The organism is Streptomyces sp. R21 (assembly GCF_041051975.1).
Lineage (GTDB): Bacteria > Actinomycetota > Actinomycetes > Streptomycetales > Streptomycetaceae > Streptomyces.
The window spans coordinates 6779351-6794749 of sequence record NZ_CP163435.1 but is presented as its reverse complement, the minus strand read 5'-3'; the positions used below and the strand labels follow the sequence as shown (position 1 = coordinate 6794749).

The window sequence follows — 15399 nt, the reverse complement described above, 5'->3', positions numbered from 1 at the left end:
TAGGCTGCCGTACGTGGCCAGGACCAAGGAGTTCGATCCCGAAGCCGCGCTGCAGTCAGCCCTGGAGCTGTTCTGGCAGCGCGGCTACGAGGCGACGTCGATGGCGGACCTCGTCGAGCACCTCGGCGTCGGACGCGCCAGCATCTACGCGACCTTCGGCAACAAGCACGAGCTGTATCTGAAGGCGCTGGACCGCTACCAGCAGGCACGCGACCCGCTGCTGCTGCGGGAGCTGTCCCAGCCGGGGCCGGCGCTGCCCGCCGTCCGCGCGGTGGTGCGCCGTTTCGCCACTGAGGCGGCGACCGACGAGCGGCGGCTGACCGGCTGCTTCGTCACCAACACGGCCGCCGAACTCGCCCCGCACGATCCGGCCGCGGCGCGCCGCGTGGAGCACAGCTGGGACCACATCGAGACCCTGCTCCACTCGGCCCTGGTGCGCGCACAGGCCCAGGGCGAGCTGCCCGCCGACCGCGCGCCGCTCCCCCTCGCCCGCACCCTGCTGGTCCTGATGCAGGGCCTGCGCGTCGTCGGCAAGGCGTCCGCGGACCCGGCCCGCGTCCGCGACGCGGCGGAGCAGGCGCTGACCCTGCTCGACTGACATCCACGCACCTCTCGGGGGTGCGTTTCTCGCTGTCCCGATATTGAACCGATCGGTCAAGAAAAAGGAGACTGAGCATGCCCAGCCGCTTCTCCGGCAGCACCGCCCTCGTCACCGGCGCCGGCTCCGGCATCGGGCGGGCCGTCGCGCTCGCACTCGCCGCCGAGGGCGCGCACGTCGTCGCCGCCGGACGCACCGCCGCCTCGCTGGGCGACACCGTCGCACTGATCGAGGCGCAAGGCGGCAAGGCCCTCGCCGTGACCGCCGACGTCTCGCGCTCGGCCGAGGCCCAGGCCCTGGTCCGGGCGACCGTCGAGCACTTCGGCGCACTCGACGTGGCGGTCAACAACGCGGGCGTCTTCCGCGGCGGCCGCCCCCTCGCCGACCTGGACGAGGAGGACTGGCACACCCAGCTCGACACCAATGTCACCGGCGTGTTCCTCGCGCTGCGGGCCCAGGTCCGGCAGATGCGCACCCAGCCGTCCGGCGGCGCGATCGTCAACATCGCCTCCAACATCGGTATGCACACCCGCCGCCCCGGTGTCGCCGCCTACGCCGCCTCCAAGGCCGCCGTCGCCACGCTCAGCCGGGCCGCCGCCCTGGACCACATCCGCGACGGCGTCCGTATCAACGTGGTCAGCCCCGGCGCCACCGCCACCACCATGTCGCTGCGCCCCGGCGAGACGGACGCGCAGCGCGTCGAGCGCGTGAAGGACGAGCTCCCGCTCGGCCGGGTCTCCGCCACCGAGGAGGTGGCCGCCGCCGTCCTCTACCTGGCCTCCGCCGATGCGGCGTCCCTGGTCGGCACGGACCTGGTCGTGGACAGCGGCGGCTCTCTGTAGCCGCAGCGCAGCTCCAGCGCCTCGTACGACGGCGGGCAGCCCCGCCGCCGCTAGGCCTTCAGGGCGTCGTACGTCACACCTGTGAGCCGCTCCGAGGCGGCCCAAAGCCGTTGCCCCGCAGCGTCGTTGAGAGTCCAGGACGCCCGGCGGGACGGTGCGGGCGACCCCCGCCACCCCGCGAAGGACGGCCCGGTGAACGAATCGGGTCGTGCGTCGGGCGCGGTCGCGGCGTACAGGACGGGCAGTGCACCCGCCCTCGCCGACTGCGCGAGGAGCCGGTTACCGGCCGCCGCGATCCGCTCGGCGATCCTGCGCCCTTCGGCCTGCGGGCCCCTGGTCGCCAGATTGGTGGCGGCGTACCCGGGATGGGCGGCGGCCGCGACGACGTCCGAGCCGGTGGCCGCCAGTCTGCGCGCCAGCTCGTGCGTGAAGAGCAGGTTGGCGGTCTTGGAGCGGCCATAGGCGACCCAACGCCGGTAGCGGCGTCCGCTGTTGAGGTCGTCGATGTCGATGTCGGCCAGCCGGTGCAACATGCTGGCGACGGTCACGACCCGGGCGCCCGGGGTGGCGAGCAGCGCGGGCAGCAGCAGCCCCGTCAGCGCGAAGTGCCCCAGGTGATTGACCCCGAACTGCGTCTCGAACCCGTCCGCGGTCGTCCCGTAGGGCAGCGCCATCACCCCGGCGTTGTTGACGAGCAGATCGACCCGCTCGTACGGAAAGGTCGCCGCGAACTCCCGTACGGAATCGAGGTCCCCGAGGTCCAGCCGACGCAACTCGACCCGTGCGCCCGGCACTTCGGCGGCGATCTGCTCCAACGCCCCGCGCCCTCGCGCCTCGCTGCGGCAGGCGAGCACCACCCGGGCGCCGTGGCGGGCCAGTTCACGTGCAGTGGCGTGTCCGAGGCCGCTGTTGGCGCCGGTGACGACGGCGATGCGGCCGCTCTGATCGGGAATGTCGCTCGCGCTCCAGCCGGTCATGACCGAACTCCCTCCGCAGATGGGCGTGCACCCAGCCTAGGACGGCAGCACTCGGCCGCCGGAAGCGGACCCCCCGACCTCACTCATCACGAATCCATCACTCCAACTCCACAAGTGACGGTCCGGCATTACGGTCATCCCCCGATCTGGCACACCTTGGGGGGACGCCATGACCAACCCGTACACCACGCCACCCACTCCGCAGCCCGTCCGGTCGGCGCCCCGATGGGCGCGGAAGCGGTATGTGCTCCCCGCACTCGGCCTGGCCCTGTTCATCGGCGTCGGTATCGGCACCGGCGGTCAGGACACGACGACCGACGCGAAGCCCGCGGCCGCCAGGCCGGGCCCGACCGTCACCGCGACCGTGACGGCGACGGAGACCGCGGCTGAGACCACGAAGCCCGAACCGGCGGCCACGGTGACCGCCACGAAGACCGTCAAGGTCACCAGAGCGGTCACGAGAACCGTCACCGCCCAGCCCGCTGCAGGCGGCGGTTCCGACGACGGGGGAAGCGGAAGCGTCTACTACGCGAACTGCAGCGAGGCCCGGGCCGCCGGCGCCGCGCCCGTGCGGGTGGGCGATCCCGGCTACGGTCGCCATCTCGACCGCGACGGCGACGGCGTCGCCTGCGAGTGAGCGCATGCCGAAGGGGCGGCGCCCCCGCACAGGGCGCCGCCCCTTCTCTTTCGAACACCGAAGCCGCCGCCGATCGGTGAGGGTCGGGGACCGACGGCGGCTCCGGAGCTGTGGTGTCAGCGGTGGTCGCTGCCCTTCGCGGTGGACGCGGCGCGGCCCGCCTCCAGGCGCGCGACCGGAATCCGGAACGGCGAGCAGGAGACGTAGTCGAGACCGACCTCGTGGAAGAAGTGGACCGACTCCGGGTCGCCGCCGTGCTCACCGCAGACGCCGAGCTTCAGGTCGGGCCGGGTCTCGCGGCCGGCCTTGACGGCGGACTTCACGAGCGAGCCGACGCCGTCCCGGTCGATGGTCTCGAACGGGGAGACACCGAAGATGCCCTTCTCCAGGTAGGCCGTGAAGAAGCTCGCCTCCACGTCGTCCCGGGAGAAGCCCCAGACGGTCTGCGTGAGGTCGTTGGTGCCGAAGGAGAAGAACTCGGCGGCCTCGGCGATCTGCCCGGCGGTGAGCGCGGCGCGCGGCAGCTCGATCATCGTGCCGATGGCGAGCTTCAGCTCCACGCCCGTCGCCGCCTGGACCTCCGCGATGACCTGGTCGGCCTCCTCGCGGACGATCTCCAGCTCCTGGACGGTGCCGACGAGCGGGATCATGATCTCGGCGCGCGGGTCGCCCTTGGCGTTCTTGCGCTCGGCGGCGGCCTCGGCGATCGCCCGCACCTGCATGGTGAACAGGCCGGGGATGACGAGACCGAGACGTACACCGCGCAGGCCCAGCATCGGGTTCTGCTCGTGCAGGCGGTGGACCGCCTGGAGGAGGCGCAGGTCGTTCTCGTTGGAGTCCTTGCGGGACTCGGCGAGCGCGACGCGCACCGACAGCTCGGTGATGTCGGGCAGGAACTCGTGCAGCGGCGGGTCCAGGAGCCGGACGGTGACGGGCAGGCCGTCCATCGCCTTGAACAGCTCCACGAAGTCCTGCTTCTGCAGCGGCAGCAGCTCCTTGAGCGACTCCTCGCGCTCGGCGTCGGTGTCGGCCAGGATCAGCCGCTCGACCAGCTCGCGCCGGTCGCCGAGGAACATGTGCTCGGTACGGCACAGGCCGATGCCCTGGGCGCCGAAGCGGCGGGCGCGCAGCGCGTCCTCGGCGTTGTCGGCGTTGGCGCGCACCCGCAGACGGCGCACCCGGTCGGCGTACCCGATGATCCGGTGCACGGCCTCGACCAGCTCGTCGGCGTCGTCGGCGCCGGCGTGCATCCGGCCCTCGAAGTACTCGACGACGGGGGACGGCACGACCGGCACCTCACCGAGGTACACCTTGCCGCTGGAGCCGTCGATGGAGATGACGTCGCCCTCCTCGACGACGTGACCGCCCGGCACCGTCATCCGACGGCGCTTGGTGTCGACCTCGAGGTCCTCGGCGCCGCAGACACAGGTCTTGCCCATGCCGCGCGCGACGACGGCCGCGTGCGAGGTCTTGCCGCCGCGCGAGGTCAGGATGCCCTCGGCCGCGATCATGCCGTCGAGGTCGTCGGGGTTGGTCTCGCGGCGGACGAGGATGACCTTCTCGCCCGAACGCGACCACTTCACCGCGGTGTACGAGTCGAAGACGGCCTTGCCGACGGCCGCACCCGGCGAGGCGGCGATGCCCCGGCCGACCTTCTCGACCTTCGCGTCCTCGTCGAAGCGCGGGAACATCAGCTGGGCGAGCTGCGCGCCGGTGACGCGCTGGAGCGCCTCGGCCTCGTCGATCAGGCCCTGGTCCACGAGCTGCGTGGCGATGCGGAAGGCGGCACCCGCCGTGCGCTTGCCGACGCGGGTCTGGAGCATCCACAGCTGGCCGCGCTCGATGGTGAACTCGATGTCACAGAGATCCTTGTAGTGGTTCTCCAGGGTCTCCATGATCTGCATGAGCTGGTCGTACGACTTCTTGTCGATCTGCTCCAGCTCGGCGAGCGGGACCGTGTTGCGGATGCCCGCGACGACGTCCTCGCCCTGCGCGTTCTGCAGGTAGTCGCCGTACACGCCCTGGTGGCCGGAGGCGGGGTCGCGGGTGAAGGCGACGCCGGTGCCGGAGTCCGGGCCGAGGTTGCCGAAGACCATGGAACAGACGTTGACGGCCGTGCCGAGGTCGCCCGGGATGCGCTCCTGGCGGCGGTAGAGCTTGGCGCGGTCGGTGTTCCAGGAGTCGAAGACCGCGTGGATGGCGAGGTCCATCTGCTCGCGCGGGTCCTGCGGGAAGTCGCGCCCGGCCTCGGTCTTGACGATCTTCTTGAACTTGGTGACGAGCTTCTTCAGGTCGGCCGCTTCGAGGTCGGTGTCGACCGTGACCTTCTTGGCCTCCTTGGCCGCGTCCAGCGCGTCCTCGAAGAGCTCGCCGTCGACGCCGAGGACCGTCTTGCCGAACATCTGGATGAGACGGCGGTAGGAGTCCCACGCGAAGCGGTCGTCACCGGCCTGCTTGGCGAGGCCCTGGACCGACTTGTCGGAGAGCCCGATGTTCAGGACGGTGTCCATCATGCCCGGCATGGAGAACTTCGCCCCGGAACGGACGGAGACCAGCAGCGGGTCGTCGGCCTGCCCGAGCTTCTTGCCCATCGATGCTTCGAGCGCTTCGAGGTGTGCACTGACCTCGTCACGCAGTGCCGCCGGCTCGTCGCCACTGTCGAGGTAGGTCTTGCACGCCTCGGTGGTGATCGTGAAGCCGGGAGGGACGGGAAGGCCCAGGTTGGTCATCTCGGCGAGGTTCGCACCCTTGCCGCCGAGCAGGTCCTTGAGTTCCTTGTTGCCCTCGGTGAAGTCGTAAACGAACTTCAGTCCATCAACACCACTGTCGCCGCTCTCAGCTACGTGGGGATCTTTGTTTTCCGACACGGGTCCGACTCCTCGAGGACGCGGTGGCTGCCCTGACGACGGGGAACATACCCAGATCGAAGGCGTCTGGGTACGTCCACTTGCCCGTCATGCGGCCGTAACCACTCGTCCGCCACTGGATCGAAAGTCAAGGACTGGCAAGCAAGAGGGAGCAGATGTTTTCACTTCTTGAACGATTACTGGCCCTCAGAGCGCCCATTCCGCTCACATGAGCAGCACCTAACACGCCTGAGTTCACCCCGTGAACGATCAAGGGGTGGCACTCAGTGCCACCCCTTAGGGAAGTGCAGCCGCCCAAGATCCGCTCATCCGAGCGGAACCCTTATCAAGCGTGGCGAGAATCACGCAGCTTCGGGCGACCGAATTTCACCATGCGGACCCCGGATCGGACGCGTCACACGGATGTCACACACCCATCGCGACCAGCCGCTCCTCGACCCGCTCGGGCGCGTACAGATGCTCCACGACCATCGCACCCGCCCCCACCAGCCCGGCACGCTCGCCGAGCCGTGAGGTCACCACGTCCAGGTGAGCGGTGGAGCGGGGCAGCGCCCGTTGGTAGAGCAGCTCGCGCACGCCCGTGAGGAAGGAGGTTCCGGCCAGATCTCCGGCGATCATCAGGACGCCGGGGTTGAGCAGGGTCACCACGGTCGCCAGGACGTCCCCGACGTGCCGCCCCGCCTCGCGCGCGAGCGCCATCGCCTCCGGGTGCCCGGAGGTCAGCAGGTCGCGGACATCCGAGCCGGAGGCGGCGGGCACCCCGGCCTCGGCGAGCCTTCTGGCCACGGCGCCGCCGCTCGCGACGGCGGCGAGGCAGCCGTAGGACCCGCACTTGCACAGCGCGTCGGCACCCTGCGGCACCCTGATGTGCCCGATGTCGCCGGCCCCGCCGTCGATGCCCCGGTATATCGACCCCCCGACCACCACACCCGCGCCGATACCGGTCGACACCTTGACCAGCACGAAGGCCGAGCAGTCCGGGTGTCCGGTGCGCTGTTCGCCGTACGCCATCAGGTTGGCGTCGTTGTCCACGAGGACGGGGAGGTCGGGCCGGGCGCCCGAGTGCTCGGCGAAGGCGCGGCCGAGACGGCCTCTTATGTCGTAGCCGTCCCAGCCCGGCATGATCGGCGGCTGCACGACCCGGCCGGTGTCGCTGTCGACGGGCCCCGGCACCGCGAGCCCGATCCCGCACACCGCACCGACCGGCTTCCCGGTCTTCTCCAGCAGCTCGGCGAACCAGCGGCCGAGTTCGCCGAGTACGGCGTCGGGGCCGTCCTCGACGACCAGGACCCCGGAGTGCTCGGCGAGGATCTCGCCGGTCAGGGTGAGGACGGCGGCGCGGGCGTGCCGGGTGTCGAGGTCGGCGGCGAGGACGATCGCGTGGGCGTCGTCGAATTCGAGGGTGATGGACGGGCGCCCGCCCAGCGGGGAGTCGACGGGACCGCCGGCCCCCTCGCGCAGCCAGCCCGCGCGGAAGAGCCGGTCGAGGCGCTGGCCGACGGTGGCCCGCGACAGACCGGTGGCCTGTTGCAGCGCGCCGCGCGTCGTGGCCCGGCCGCTGCGCACCAGTTCGAGCAGTTCTCCGGCGCTTGCCTGGCTTCCGGCTCTCACTGTCCTGTCCGCCCTTCCTGTCATGCGCACCCTCTTGCGTTCCTCAACTCTGCATTACATATTGAGTTTTGCGTGTTAAATAGACGTAACCCTACGGTAGCTACTGCCTAACTGACCGACCGGACGTCATCGGGGAGACCTGCGTGGACCGCACGACCCAGCTCACCGCCCGGCGCACGGGTCTCACGACCCCCGAGCGCACCACTGGTGACCCCCTGCGCACGTCTCGCTCACCGTCTCCGCCCGGTCCGGGTGAGATCGTCCGTCCCGGACCCGATGTATACGATCCGGCCTCGCCGGCGCGTTCGCTGCACCGACGGGCCGCCCGCGTCCTCGAAGGCAACTGGACGGGCGCGTCCACGGTCCCCTCGCGCGGCCTGTACCCGCACCAGTGGTCGTGGGACTCGGCGTTCATCGCGATCGGCCTGCGCCATCTCTCGCCGTTACGTGCGCAGACGGAGCTGGAGACGCTGCTCGACGCCCAGTGGGCGGACGGCCGTGTTCCGCACATCGTCTTCAACCCCTCCGTCCCGCTCGACGCGTACTTCCCGAGCCCCGACTTCTGGCGCTCCTCGACCGCGGGGCGCGCTGCGGGCGCCCCGCGCACCGTACAGACGTCGGGCATCGTGCAGCCACCGGTGCACGCGCTCGCCGCCTGGCTGGTGCACCAGGCCGACCCGGGCCTCTCCCGGGCGCGCGACTTCCTCCCCCGGATGTATCCCCGCCTGGCGGCCTGGCACCGCTATCTCCTGCACCGCAGGGACCTGGGCGGTGGCGGCCTCGCCTCGGTGGTCCACCCCTGGGAGCAGGGCATGGACAACAGCCCCTGCTGGGACGCCCCGCTCAGCCGGATCACCCCGGCCCCGCCGCGCTCCTTCCGCCGCGCCGACCTCGACCACGGGGCGGCCGAGGACCGGCCGACGGATCTCGACTACGGGCGGTACGTGCGCCTGGCGACCGACTACCGGGACGGCGGATACGCCGACGGGGGCGGCGAGTTCGCGGTCGAGGACCCGGCGTTCAACGCGCTGCTCATCGCCTCGGAACACGCGCTGGCGCGCATCGCACAGGAACTCGGCGCGACGGGCACGGCCCGGCACGCCCGGGCCGAGCGCCTGACGGCGGCGCTGGTGGAGCGGCTGTGGGACCCGGCGGAGGGCATGTTCTTCTGCCGGGACGTGTACGCGGGCCGCCCGGACGGCGGTCGGCACGCCGCGGACCGGCACGAAGGCCTTCGAGCGGGGGACAAGGACCGGCGCGGGAGCCGGGGGGCGGCGGAGCGGGACGGGTGCGCCGGGGAACTGATCCCCGAGCGCGGTGTCACGGGGCTCGTCCCGCTCCTGCTGCCGTCACTGCCGCGCTCCGTCGCCGCCACGCTCGTCCGCACCGCCGAGGGCCCGCACTTCGGGCTGGGCGGCGCCACCCGGCTGGTCCCGAGCTACGACCTGACGGGCGAGGCCTTCGACCCGCACCGCTACTGGCGCGGACCGGCCTGGTTCAACACGAACTGGCTGCTGGAGCGCGGGCTGCGGCTGCACGGCGAGCACGGACGCGCGGACGGACTGCGGACCGCACTGCTCGACACGGCCGACACGTCGGGGTTCGCGGAGTACGTGGACCCGTACACCGGCGAGGGCTGCGGCGCGCTGGGCTTCAGCTGGACGGCCGCGCTGACGCTGGACCTGCTGCACGAGCCCTCGGCGGCGGAGCCGGTCGTGTCCCGCACGGGGCACCGCGCGTTCGACACGGTGGACGACGCATCACAGACGCGGCACGGCTCATTCGAGACGGGCACCAAGGGAGGGGACCGGGGATGACGGACCGGCAGCATCTGCTCGTGCACGGTGGGACGTTCGCCGCAGTGGGCGACGGCGGGGACATCAGCGGAGTACGCGGCGGCAGCTCTCCGGACGGGTTGTTCGTCCGGGACGCCCGCCATCTGAGCCGCTGGCAGCTGACCGTCGACGGCGCGGTGCCGGAGGCGCTCACGCCGGTCGCGGAGGGCGACACGGCACGCTGCGTCCTGGTGCCCCGCGGCGGCCGTACGGAACCGCCCGCGTACACGCTTTTCCGCGAACAGGCCGTGGCGGACGGCGCGTTCGTCGAATCCCTGCGGGTCACCAGCAACCGCCCGGCACCCACCACCATCCGCATCGCGGTCACCGCGGACGCGGATTTCACCGACCAGTTCGAACTGCGCTCGGACTACCGGACGTACGCCAAGACGGGCGTCGTCCGCCAGCGCCAAGTCCTCGACGACGGCGTGGAGTTCAGCTACCGCCGCGGTGAATGGCGCTCCCGTACGACGGTCACGTCCGACCCCGCCCCCGAGGCCGTGGAGGAGACGGGCACGGGAGCCCGCCGCCTGGTCTGGACCCTGGACCTGGAACCGCACGCCTCCGCGGAGCTGGCACTGCGCGTGGCAGCGCAGCCGCACGGCACCTCGCGCCCCCCGGACGTTCCCTCGTCCCCCGCCGCCGCCGCGGAGCAACTCCTCTCCCTGGAGGACGAGTTCGCGGAGGGCGTCCCCTTCCCCACCGGCTGGCCGGAACTGTCCGCGGCCTGCGCCCGGGGCCTGTCCGACCTGGCGGTGCTCCAGGTCCCCGCGACGGGCCTGGACGGCGAGGAACTCATGGTCCCCGCGGCCGGAGTCCCCTGGTTCCTCACGCTGCTCGGCCGGGACGCCCTGCTCACCTCCCTCTTCACGCTCCCCTACCGCCCTCAGCTCGCCGCCGCCACACTGCCCGCGCTCGCCGCGACCCAGGCGACCGAGACCGGGGCGGGGGCGGTCGCCCAGCCCGGCAAGATCGTGCACGAGGTACGGCACGGCGAACTGGCCCACTTCGGCCAGGTCCCCTACGGCCGCTACTACGGCTCGGTGGACGCCACCCCGCTCTTCCTGGTCCTGCTGGGCGCCTACACCGAGCAGACCGGCGACACGGCCCTCGCCCGGCGCCTGGAGCCGCACGCCCGAGCCGCGATCGGCTGGATGCTGGACCACGGCGGCCTGACCTCGCGCGGCTACCTCGTCTACCGCGCGGACGGCGGCGGCCTCGCCAACCAGAACTGGAAGGACTCCCCCGGCGCCATCTGCTGCGCCGACGGCAGCCGCCCCACCGGCCCGGTGATGGCGGCGGGCGCTCAGGGCTACGCGTACGACGCCCTGCGCCGCACCGCGCACCTCTCCCGCACGGTCTGGGACGACGAGGTGTACGCCGCTCTCCTGGAACAGGCCGCCGGTGACCTCCGCGACCGCTTCCAGCGGGACTTCTGGATGCCCGAACACTCCTTCCCCGCGCTGGCGTTGGACGGCGAGGGCCGCCATGTCGACGCGCTGGCGTCGGACGCGGGGCATCTCCTCTGGTCCGGGCTGCTGGACAAGGAGTACGGCGAACTCGTGGGCCGCCGCCTTCTGGAGCCGGACTTCTTCTCCGGCTGGGGCGTCCGCACGCTCGCCTCCGGCCAACCCGCCTATCACCCGCTCTCGTACCACCGCGGCTCGGTCTGGCCGCACGACAACGCGCTCATCACCCTCGGCCTTGCGCGCTACGGCCTCCACGACGAGGCCCGTACGGTCGCCCACGCCCTCGTCGACGCGGCCACCGCCGCCGGCCACCGCCTCCCCGAGGTCCTCGCGGGCTACGGCCGCACCACCCACCCCGAACCGGTCCCCTACCCCCACGCCTGCATCCGCGAATCCCGCTCCGCAGCAGCACCGTTGGCCCTGCTCACAGCAGTGGGCGGAGCCTGACGACCACCGCCGGGCTGAGCGGGCCCGACGGCACCCCGTGTCTCCACGGCCCCCGGGGTGGGTGGGCAAACCCCGGGCGCCCCTTGTTTCCTTTGCACCCGGCGTTGGAGCGGGGCGGGGGTGGGTCACGCAACTCGGCGCTGACGAGGCGCCGCCTGCGCCCACCCGTGCCGCCCCAGCGGCACGACTGCCCGCAGGGAGGACGGACCACGCACCCGCAGCCGCGATCCGGCGGAAGGGGCCGTGCCGGTACGTTCCTGCCCGTCGCGTAGCAGACCGCCCGCCAAGTCCCGCCGAATGCAACCCCCGGGCAGTACGCCCACGCGGCGACGGGCAGAACGTACCGGCACGGCCCCGACCCACCCACCGGCGGTCAGGCGAACCGCGTCACCCCCCGGACGTATCCAGCTCCGCATCCTCGCCCACGCCCGCGCAGTCGTACGGGTCCTTCAGCCAACCGTCCGGCAGGACAACCCTGTTGTTGCCCGAAGTCCGGCCACGCGGCCCGTCGGCGCCGGCCGGCCAGGGCTGGTCGAGGTCCAACTCGTCCAGCCCGGAACGGAGTTCGGACAGCGCCGAGGTGATGGCCAGCCGCTTGCGCATCTCGGAGCCGACAGCGAACCCCTTCAGATACCAGGCAACATGCTTACGGAAGTCGATGACGCCGCGCGCCTCGTCCCCGATCCACTCCCCGAGCAGCGTGGCATGCCGCACCATGACGTCCGCGACCTCACGAAGACTCGGCCGGGCGACATCGGCCGTACGCCCCTCGAAGACCGCCACGAGGTCCGAGAACAGCCACGGCCGCCCCAGACACCCCCGCCCGACGACAACCCCGTCGCACCCGGTCTCCCGCACCATCCGCAGCGCATCCTCGGCCGACCAGATGTCCCCGTTCCCGAGCACGGGAATCTCCGGCACATGCTCCTTCAGCCGCGCGATCGCGTCCCAGTCCGCCGTACCGCCGTAGTGCTGCGCCGCGGTCCGCCCGTGCAGCGCGATCGCCGTCACGCCCTCCTCGACGGCGATCCGCCCGGCGTCGAGGTAGGTGATGTGATCGTCGTCGATGCCCTTGCGCATCTTCATCGTGACCGGCAGATCCCCGGCCCCGCTCACGGCCTCACGAAGGATCGCCCGCAGCAGGTTCCGCTTGAAGGGCAGCGCCGACCCGCCACCCTTGCGCGTCACCTTCGGCACAGGGCACCCGAAGTTCAGATCGATGTGATCCGCGAGCCCCTCCTCCGCGATCATGCGGACGGCCTTGCCGACGGTCGCCGGGTCCACCCCGTAGAGCTGGATCGACCGCGGGTTCTCGCTCGCGTCGAAGTGGATCAGCTGCATGGTCTTCTCGTTGCGCTCGACCAGCGCACGCGTGGTGATCATCTCGCTGACGAAGAGGCCCTTGCCACCGCTGAACTCCCGGCACAGCGTGCGGAAGGGCGCGTTGGTGATCCCGGCCATGGGGGCGAGGACGACGGGCGGCTGGACGGTGTGCGGACCGATCGACAGCGGCGAGGCGGGAGCGAGAAGGGGCGTGGACATTCCTCCATTGTCACGCACCCGCGAAGGTGCCCATGCAGAGATCCCCAGTGATTCCTACGACCCCAGCGACTCCCACGACCCCAGCGCCCCTCGGGCAATGACCATGTAACACTCATTAGTTAGACGCACTATCGAAGCGGGCGTACGATGGTCCGCATGCCCGAGCTCAGCCCCCGCCGCCGCATGCTGGTGCTCGCGATCTGCTGTATGAGCCTGCTGATCGTGAGCCTGGACAACACGGTCCTGAACGTCGCCCTGCCCTCGATGCAGAAGGAACTGCACGCGAGCGTGGCGGGCCTGCAGTGGACGATCGACGCGTACACCCTGGTCCTCGCCTCACTGCTGATGCTGTCGGGCTCGACGGCCGACCGCATCGGCCGGAAGAAGATCTTCCAGGCTGGCCTGGTCCTGTTCACCCTCGGCTCGGTCCTGTGCTCCCTCGCGCCGAACCTGGAGTCGCTGATCGCCTTCCGCATGGTGCAGGCGGTCGGCGGCTCGATGCTGAACCCGGTCGCGATGTCGATCATCACGAACACCTTCACGGACCCCCGCGAGCGCGCCCGGGCGATCGGCGCGTGGGGCGCCGTGGTCGGCATATCCATGGCGGCCGGCCCCATCGTGGGCGGCGTGCTCGTGGACTCGGTCGGCTGGCGCTCGATCTTCTGGATCAACCTCCCGGTGGGCCTGGCGGCCCTGCTCCTGACCCTCCGCTACGTCCCCGAGTCCCGCGCCCCCAAGGCCCGCCGCCCCGACCCGGTCGGCCAGCTCCTGGTGATCGCGCTGCTCGGCTCGCTGACGTACGCGATCATCGAGGCACCCGACTCCCCCGCACCGAGGACGCTCGCCTTCGGCGCCGTGGCGCTGGCCGCGCTGACCGGCCTGCTCGTCTACGAGCCCCGCCGCACCGAACCCCTCATCGACCTGCGCTTCTTCCGCTCGGCGCCGTTCAGCGGAGCGACGGTCGTGGCGATCAGCGCGTTCGCGGCGCTGAGCGGTTTCCTCTTCCTCTCGACGCTCTATCTGCAGAACGTACGGGGTCTGGACGCGCTGCACGCCGGCCTGTGGATGCTGCCGATGGCGGCGATGTGCTTCGTGTGCGCGCCCCTGTCGGGGCGGCTGGTCGGCAGCCGCGGCCCACGTCTGTCGCTGCTGATCGCGGGGGTCGCGACCACGGCGAGCGGTGTGCTGTTCGCCGCCTTCGAGGCGGAGACGTCGAACGTCACGCTCGTCATCGGATACGTCCTCTTCGGCATCGGCTTCGGCTTCGTGAACGCCCCCATCACCAACACGGCCGTCTCCGGAATGCCCCGCGCCCAGGCAGGGGTCGCCGCGGCGGTGGCGTCGACGAGCCGGCAGATCGGCGGCACGCTCGGCGTCGCCGTGATCGGCGCGGTGCTGGCTGCCGGGGTGGGCTCGTCGCCGTACAGGGACGTGTTCGTGGCGGCGGCCCGTCCCGGCTGGTGGATCATCACGGCGTGCGGAGTGCTGGTCCTTGTCCTCGGCGCACTGACCAGCGGAAGCTGGGCACGGAGGACGGCGGAGCGCACGGCGCTGCAACTCCAGGAGAAGGAGATCAGCCAGCCGACGGCTTCACGAGCCTGAGCCCACCGGCGCCCCTGCGCCCACCCCTTCCGCCTCACTCTCCATGGCGATCTGCCGAAGCCGCTCCAGCCGTCCCCGGGACTCCTCGTCCGCGGGCGCGTACGTCACCATGCGCGGCCCGTTGTGCGGGCCGAGCCACAGATCGGTGTGGTCGAGGGTGAGCAGCCCGACGTGGGCGTTGCGGAACTGCTTGCGCTTGCTGCGGGCGCCGACGACCTCATGCCGCTCCCAGGCCTCCCGGAACTCCGGGGACTCGGTGTTCAGCCGCTTGAGCAGGATCTTCCAGGCGGGCTCCGCGAGATGGTCGGCCATCGAGCCGCGGAACTTGGCGGCCATGAGCCGCATGGTCTCCTCGATGTGAAGGGCGGTTGACTGCCAGTCCTGGTTGGTGAAGCAGAGAACCATGCAGTTGCGGTCCACCGGCGCGATGGCGTCGAGGTCGCAGAGCAGCAGCCGGTAGGTGCGGTTGTACGCGAGGATGTCGTAGCGGCTGTTCTGGATACAGGCGGGGATCGGCTCCAGCTGTTCCAGCAGGGTGCGCTGGGCGTCGGTGACCGAGGGGCAGCTCGCGCCAGGGGCGGGGTCGACGGACGCGGCGAGGTTGAAGAGGTGGGTGCGCTCGCTGGCGTCGAGCAGCAGCGTGCGGGCCAGCGCGTCGAGCACCTGGACGGAGACCTGGATGTCCCGCGCCTGTTCGAGCCAGGTGTACCAGGTGACGCCGACCGCGGAGAGCTGCGCGACCTCCTCGCGGCGCAGGCCGGGGGTGCGCCGGCGGCGGCCGCGGGGCAGGCCGACCTGCTCGGGGGTGATGCGTTCGCGGCGGCTGCGCAGAAACGCGGCGAGTTCGTGCCGCCGGATCTCGGACGCGGCCAGGCCCACGGAGGCCTCCGGCCGCTCCGGTTCCCCTGCTGTACGTGCCATGCCTGCCATGTGTGCCATGGTCGTCATGCCCCCACCCTGCCCGACGCCTCA

Annotated in this window: 11 protein-coding genes; 6 read left to right on the top strand and 5 right to left on the bottom strand. The window is 71.4% G+C overall.

What is annotated here, in order from left to right:
- Positions 1-13 precede the first annotated feature (13 nt).
- Both AB5J56_RS30260 and AB5J56_RS30255 read left to right on the top strand, forming a co-directional pair.
- Entirely contained in the window at positions 14-598 is a 585-nt protein-coding gene (locus AB5J56_RS30260) for a TetR/AcrR family transcriptional regulator (protein WP_369237011.1), read from the top strand.
- 77 nt (positions 599-675) lie between these two features.
- The gene (locus tag AB5J56_RS30255; protein ID WP_369237009.1) at positions 676-1440 is read left to right on the top strand and encodes an SDR family NAD(P)-dependent oxidoreductase; all 765 of its coding nucleotides are present in this window, start codon (positions 676-678) and stop codon (positions 1438-1440) included.
- A 50-nt stretch (positions 1441-1490) separates the two neighbouring features.
- Here AB5J56_RS30255 and AB5J56_RS30250 read toward each other — a convergent pair whose 3' ends face one another.
- Positions 1491-2417: an oxidoreductase gene (locus tag AB5J56_RS30250; RefSeq protein WP_369237007.1), complete on the bottom strand. Its 927-nt coding sequence runs from the start codon at positions 2415-2417 to the stop codon at positions 1491-1493.
- Positions 2418-2586: 169 nt separating this feature from the next.
- Between AB5J56_RS30250 and AB5J56_RS30245 the strand changes: the two genes are divergently transcribed.
- Positions 2587-3054 (top strand): excalibur calcium-binding domain-containing protein, encoded by a 468-nt coding sequence (locus AB5J56_RS30245; protein WP_369237005.1) that lies wholly within the window; start codon positions 2587-2589, stop codon positions 3052-3054.
- A gap of 116 nt (positions 3055-3170) precedes the next feature.
- Here AB5J56_RS30245 and ppdK read toward each other — a convergent pair whose 3' ends face one another.
- On the bottom strand, positions 3171-5921 hold the full coding sequence (gene ppdK, locus AB5J56_RS30240; protein WP_369237003.1) for a pyruvate, phosphate dikinase: 2751 nt from the start codon (positions 5919-5921) through the stop codon (positions 3171-3173).
- 405 nt (positions 5922-6326) lie between these two features.
- Entirely contained in the window at positions 6327-7556 is a 1230-nt protein-coding gene (locus AB5J56_RS30235; RefSeq protein ID WP_369237001.1) for an ROK family protein, read from the bottom strand.
- 284 nt (positions 7557-7840) lie between these two features.
- Between AB5J56_RS30235 and AB5J56_RS30230 the strand changes: the two genes are divergently transcribed.
- On the top strand, positions 7841-9349 hold the full coding sequence (locus AB5J56_RS30230; RefSeq protein WP_369242894.1) for a hypothetical protein: 1509 nt from the start codon (positions 7841-7843) through the stop codon (positions 9347-9349).
- Positions 9346-11283, top strand: coding sequence for a glycogen debranching N-terminal domain-containing protein (locus tag AB5J56_RS30225; RefSeq protein ID WP_369236999.1), 1938 nt, complete (start codon positions 9346-9348; stop codon positions 11281-11283). Before AB5J56_RS30230 ends, AB5J56_RS30225 begins: the two co-directional genes overlap by 4 nt.
- Before the next feature lie 387 nt (positions 11284-11670).
- On the opposite strand, the gene dusB is transcribed toward AB5J56_RS30225, so the two are convergent.
- Positions 11671-12825 (bottom strand): tRNA dihydrouridine synthase DusB, encoded by a 1155-nt coding sequence (gene dusB, locus AB5J56_RS30220; RefSeq protein ID WP_369236997.1) that lies wholly within the window; start codon positions 12823-12825, stop codon positions 11671-11673.
- Positions 12826-12981: 156 nt separating this feature from the next.
- Between dusB and AB5J56_RS30215 the strand changes: the two genes are divergently transcribed.
- The gene (locus tag AB5J56_RS30215; RefSeq protein ID WP_369236995.1) at positions 12982-14427 is read left to right on the top strand and encodes an MFS transporter; all 1446 of its coding nucleotides are present in this window, start codon (positions 12982-12984) and stop codon (positions 14425-14427) included.
- Here the strand turns inward: AB5J56_RS30215 and AB5J56_RS30210 are convergent.
- On the bottom strand, positions 14416-15348 hold the full coding sequence (locus AB5J56_RS30210; protein WP_369236993.1) for a helix-turn-helix transcriptional regulator: 933 nt from the start codon (positions 15346-15348) through the stop codon (positions 14416-14418). The genes AB5J56_RS30215 and AB5J56_RS30210 overlap by 12 nt on opposite strands.
- Positions 15349-15399 lie beyond the last annotated feature (51 nt).

Coding starts and splice junctions, on each gene's coding strand:
- AB5J56_RS30255 (WP_369237009.1), top strand. CDS start 676: ATGCCCAGCCGCTTCTCCGGCAGCACCGCCCTCGTCACCGGCGCCGGC.
- AB5J56_RS30250 (WP_369237007.1), bottom strand. CDS start 2,417: ATGACCGGCTGGAGCGCGAGCGACATTCCCGATCAGAGCGGCCGCATC.
- AB5J56_RS30245 (WP_369237005.1), top strand. CDS start 2,587: ATGACCAACCCGTACACCACGCCACCCACTCCGCAGCCCGTCCGGTCG.
- AB5J56_RS30235 (WP_369237001.1), bottom strand. CDS start 7,556: ATGACAGGAAGGGCGGACAGGACAGTGAGAGCCGGAAGCCAGGCAAGC.
- AB5J56_RS30225 (WP_369236999.1), top strand. CDS start 9,346: ATGACGGACCGGCAGCATCTGCTCGTGCACGGTGGGACGTTCGCCGCA.
- dusB (WP_369236997.1), bottom strand. CDS start 12,825: ATGTCCACGCCCCTTCTCGCTCCCGCCTCGCCGCTGTCGATCGGTCCG.
- AB5J56_RS30215 (WP_369236995.1), top strand. CDS start 12,982: ATGCCCGAGCTCAGCCCCCGCCGCCGCATGCTGGTGCTCGCGATCTGC.
- AB5J56_RS30210 (WP_369236993.1), bottom strand. CDS start 15,348: ATGGCACGTACAGCAGGGGAACCGGAGCGGCCGGAGGCCTCCGTGGGC.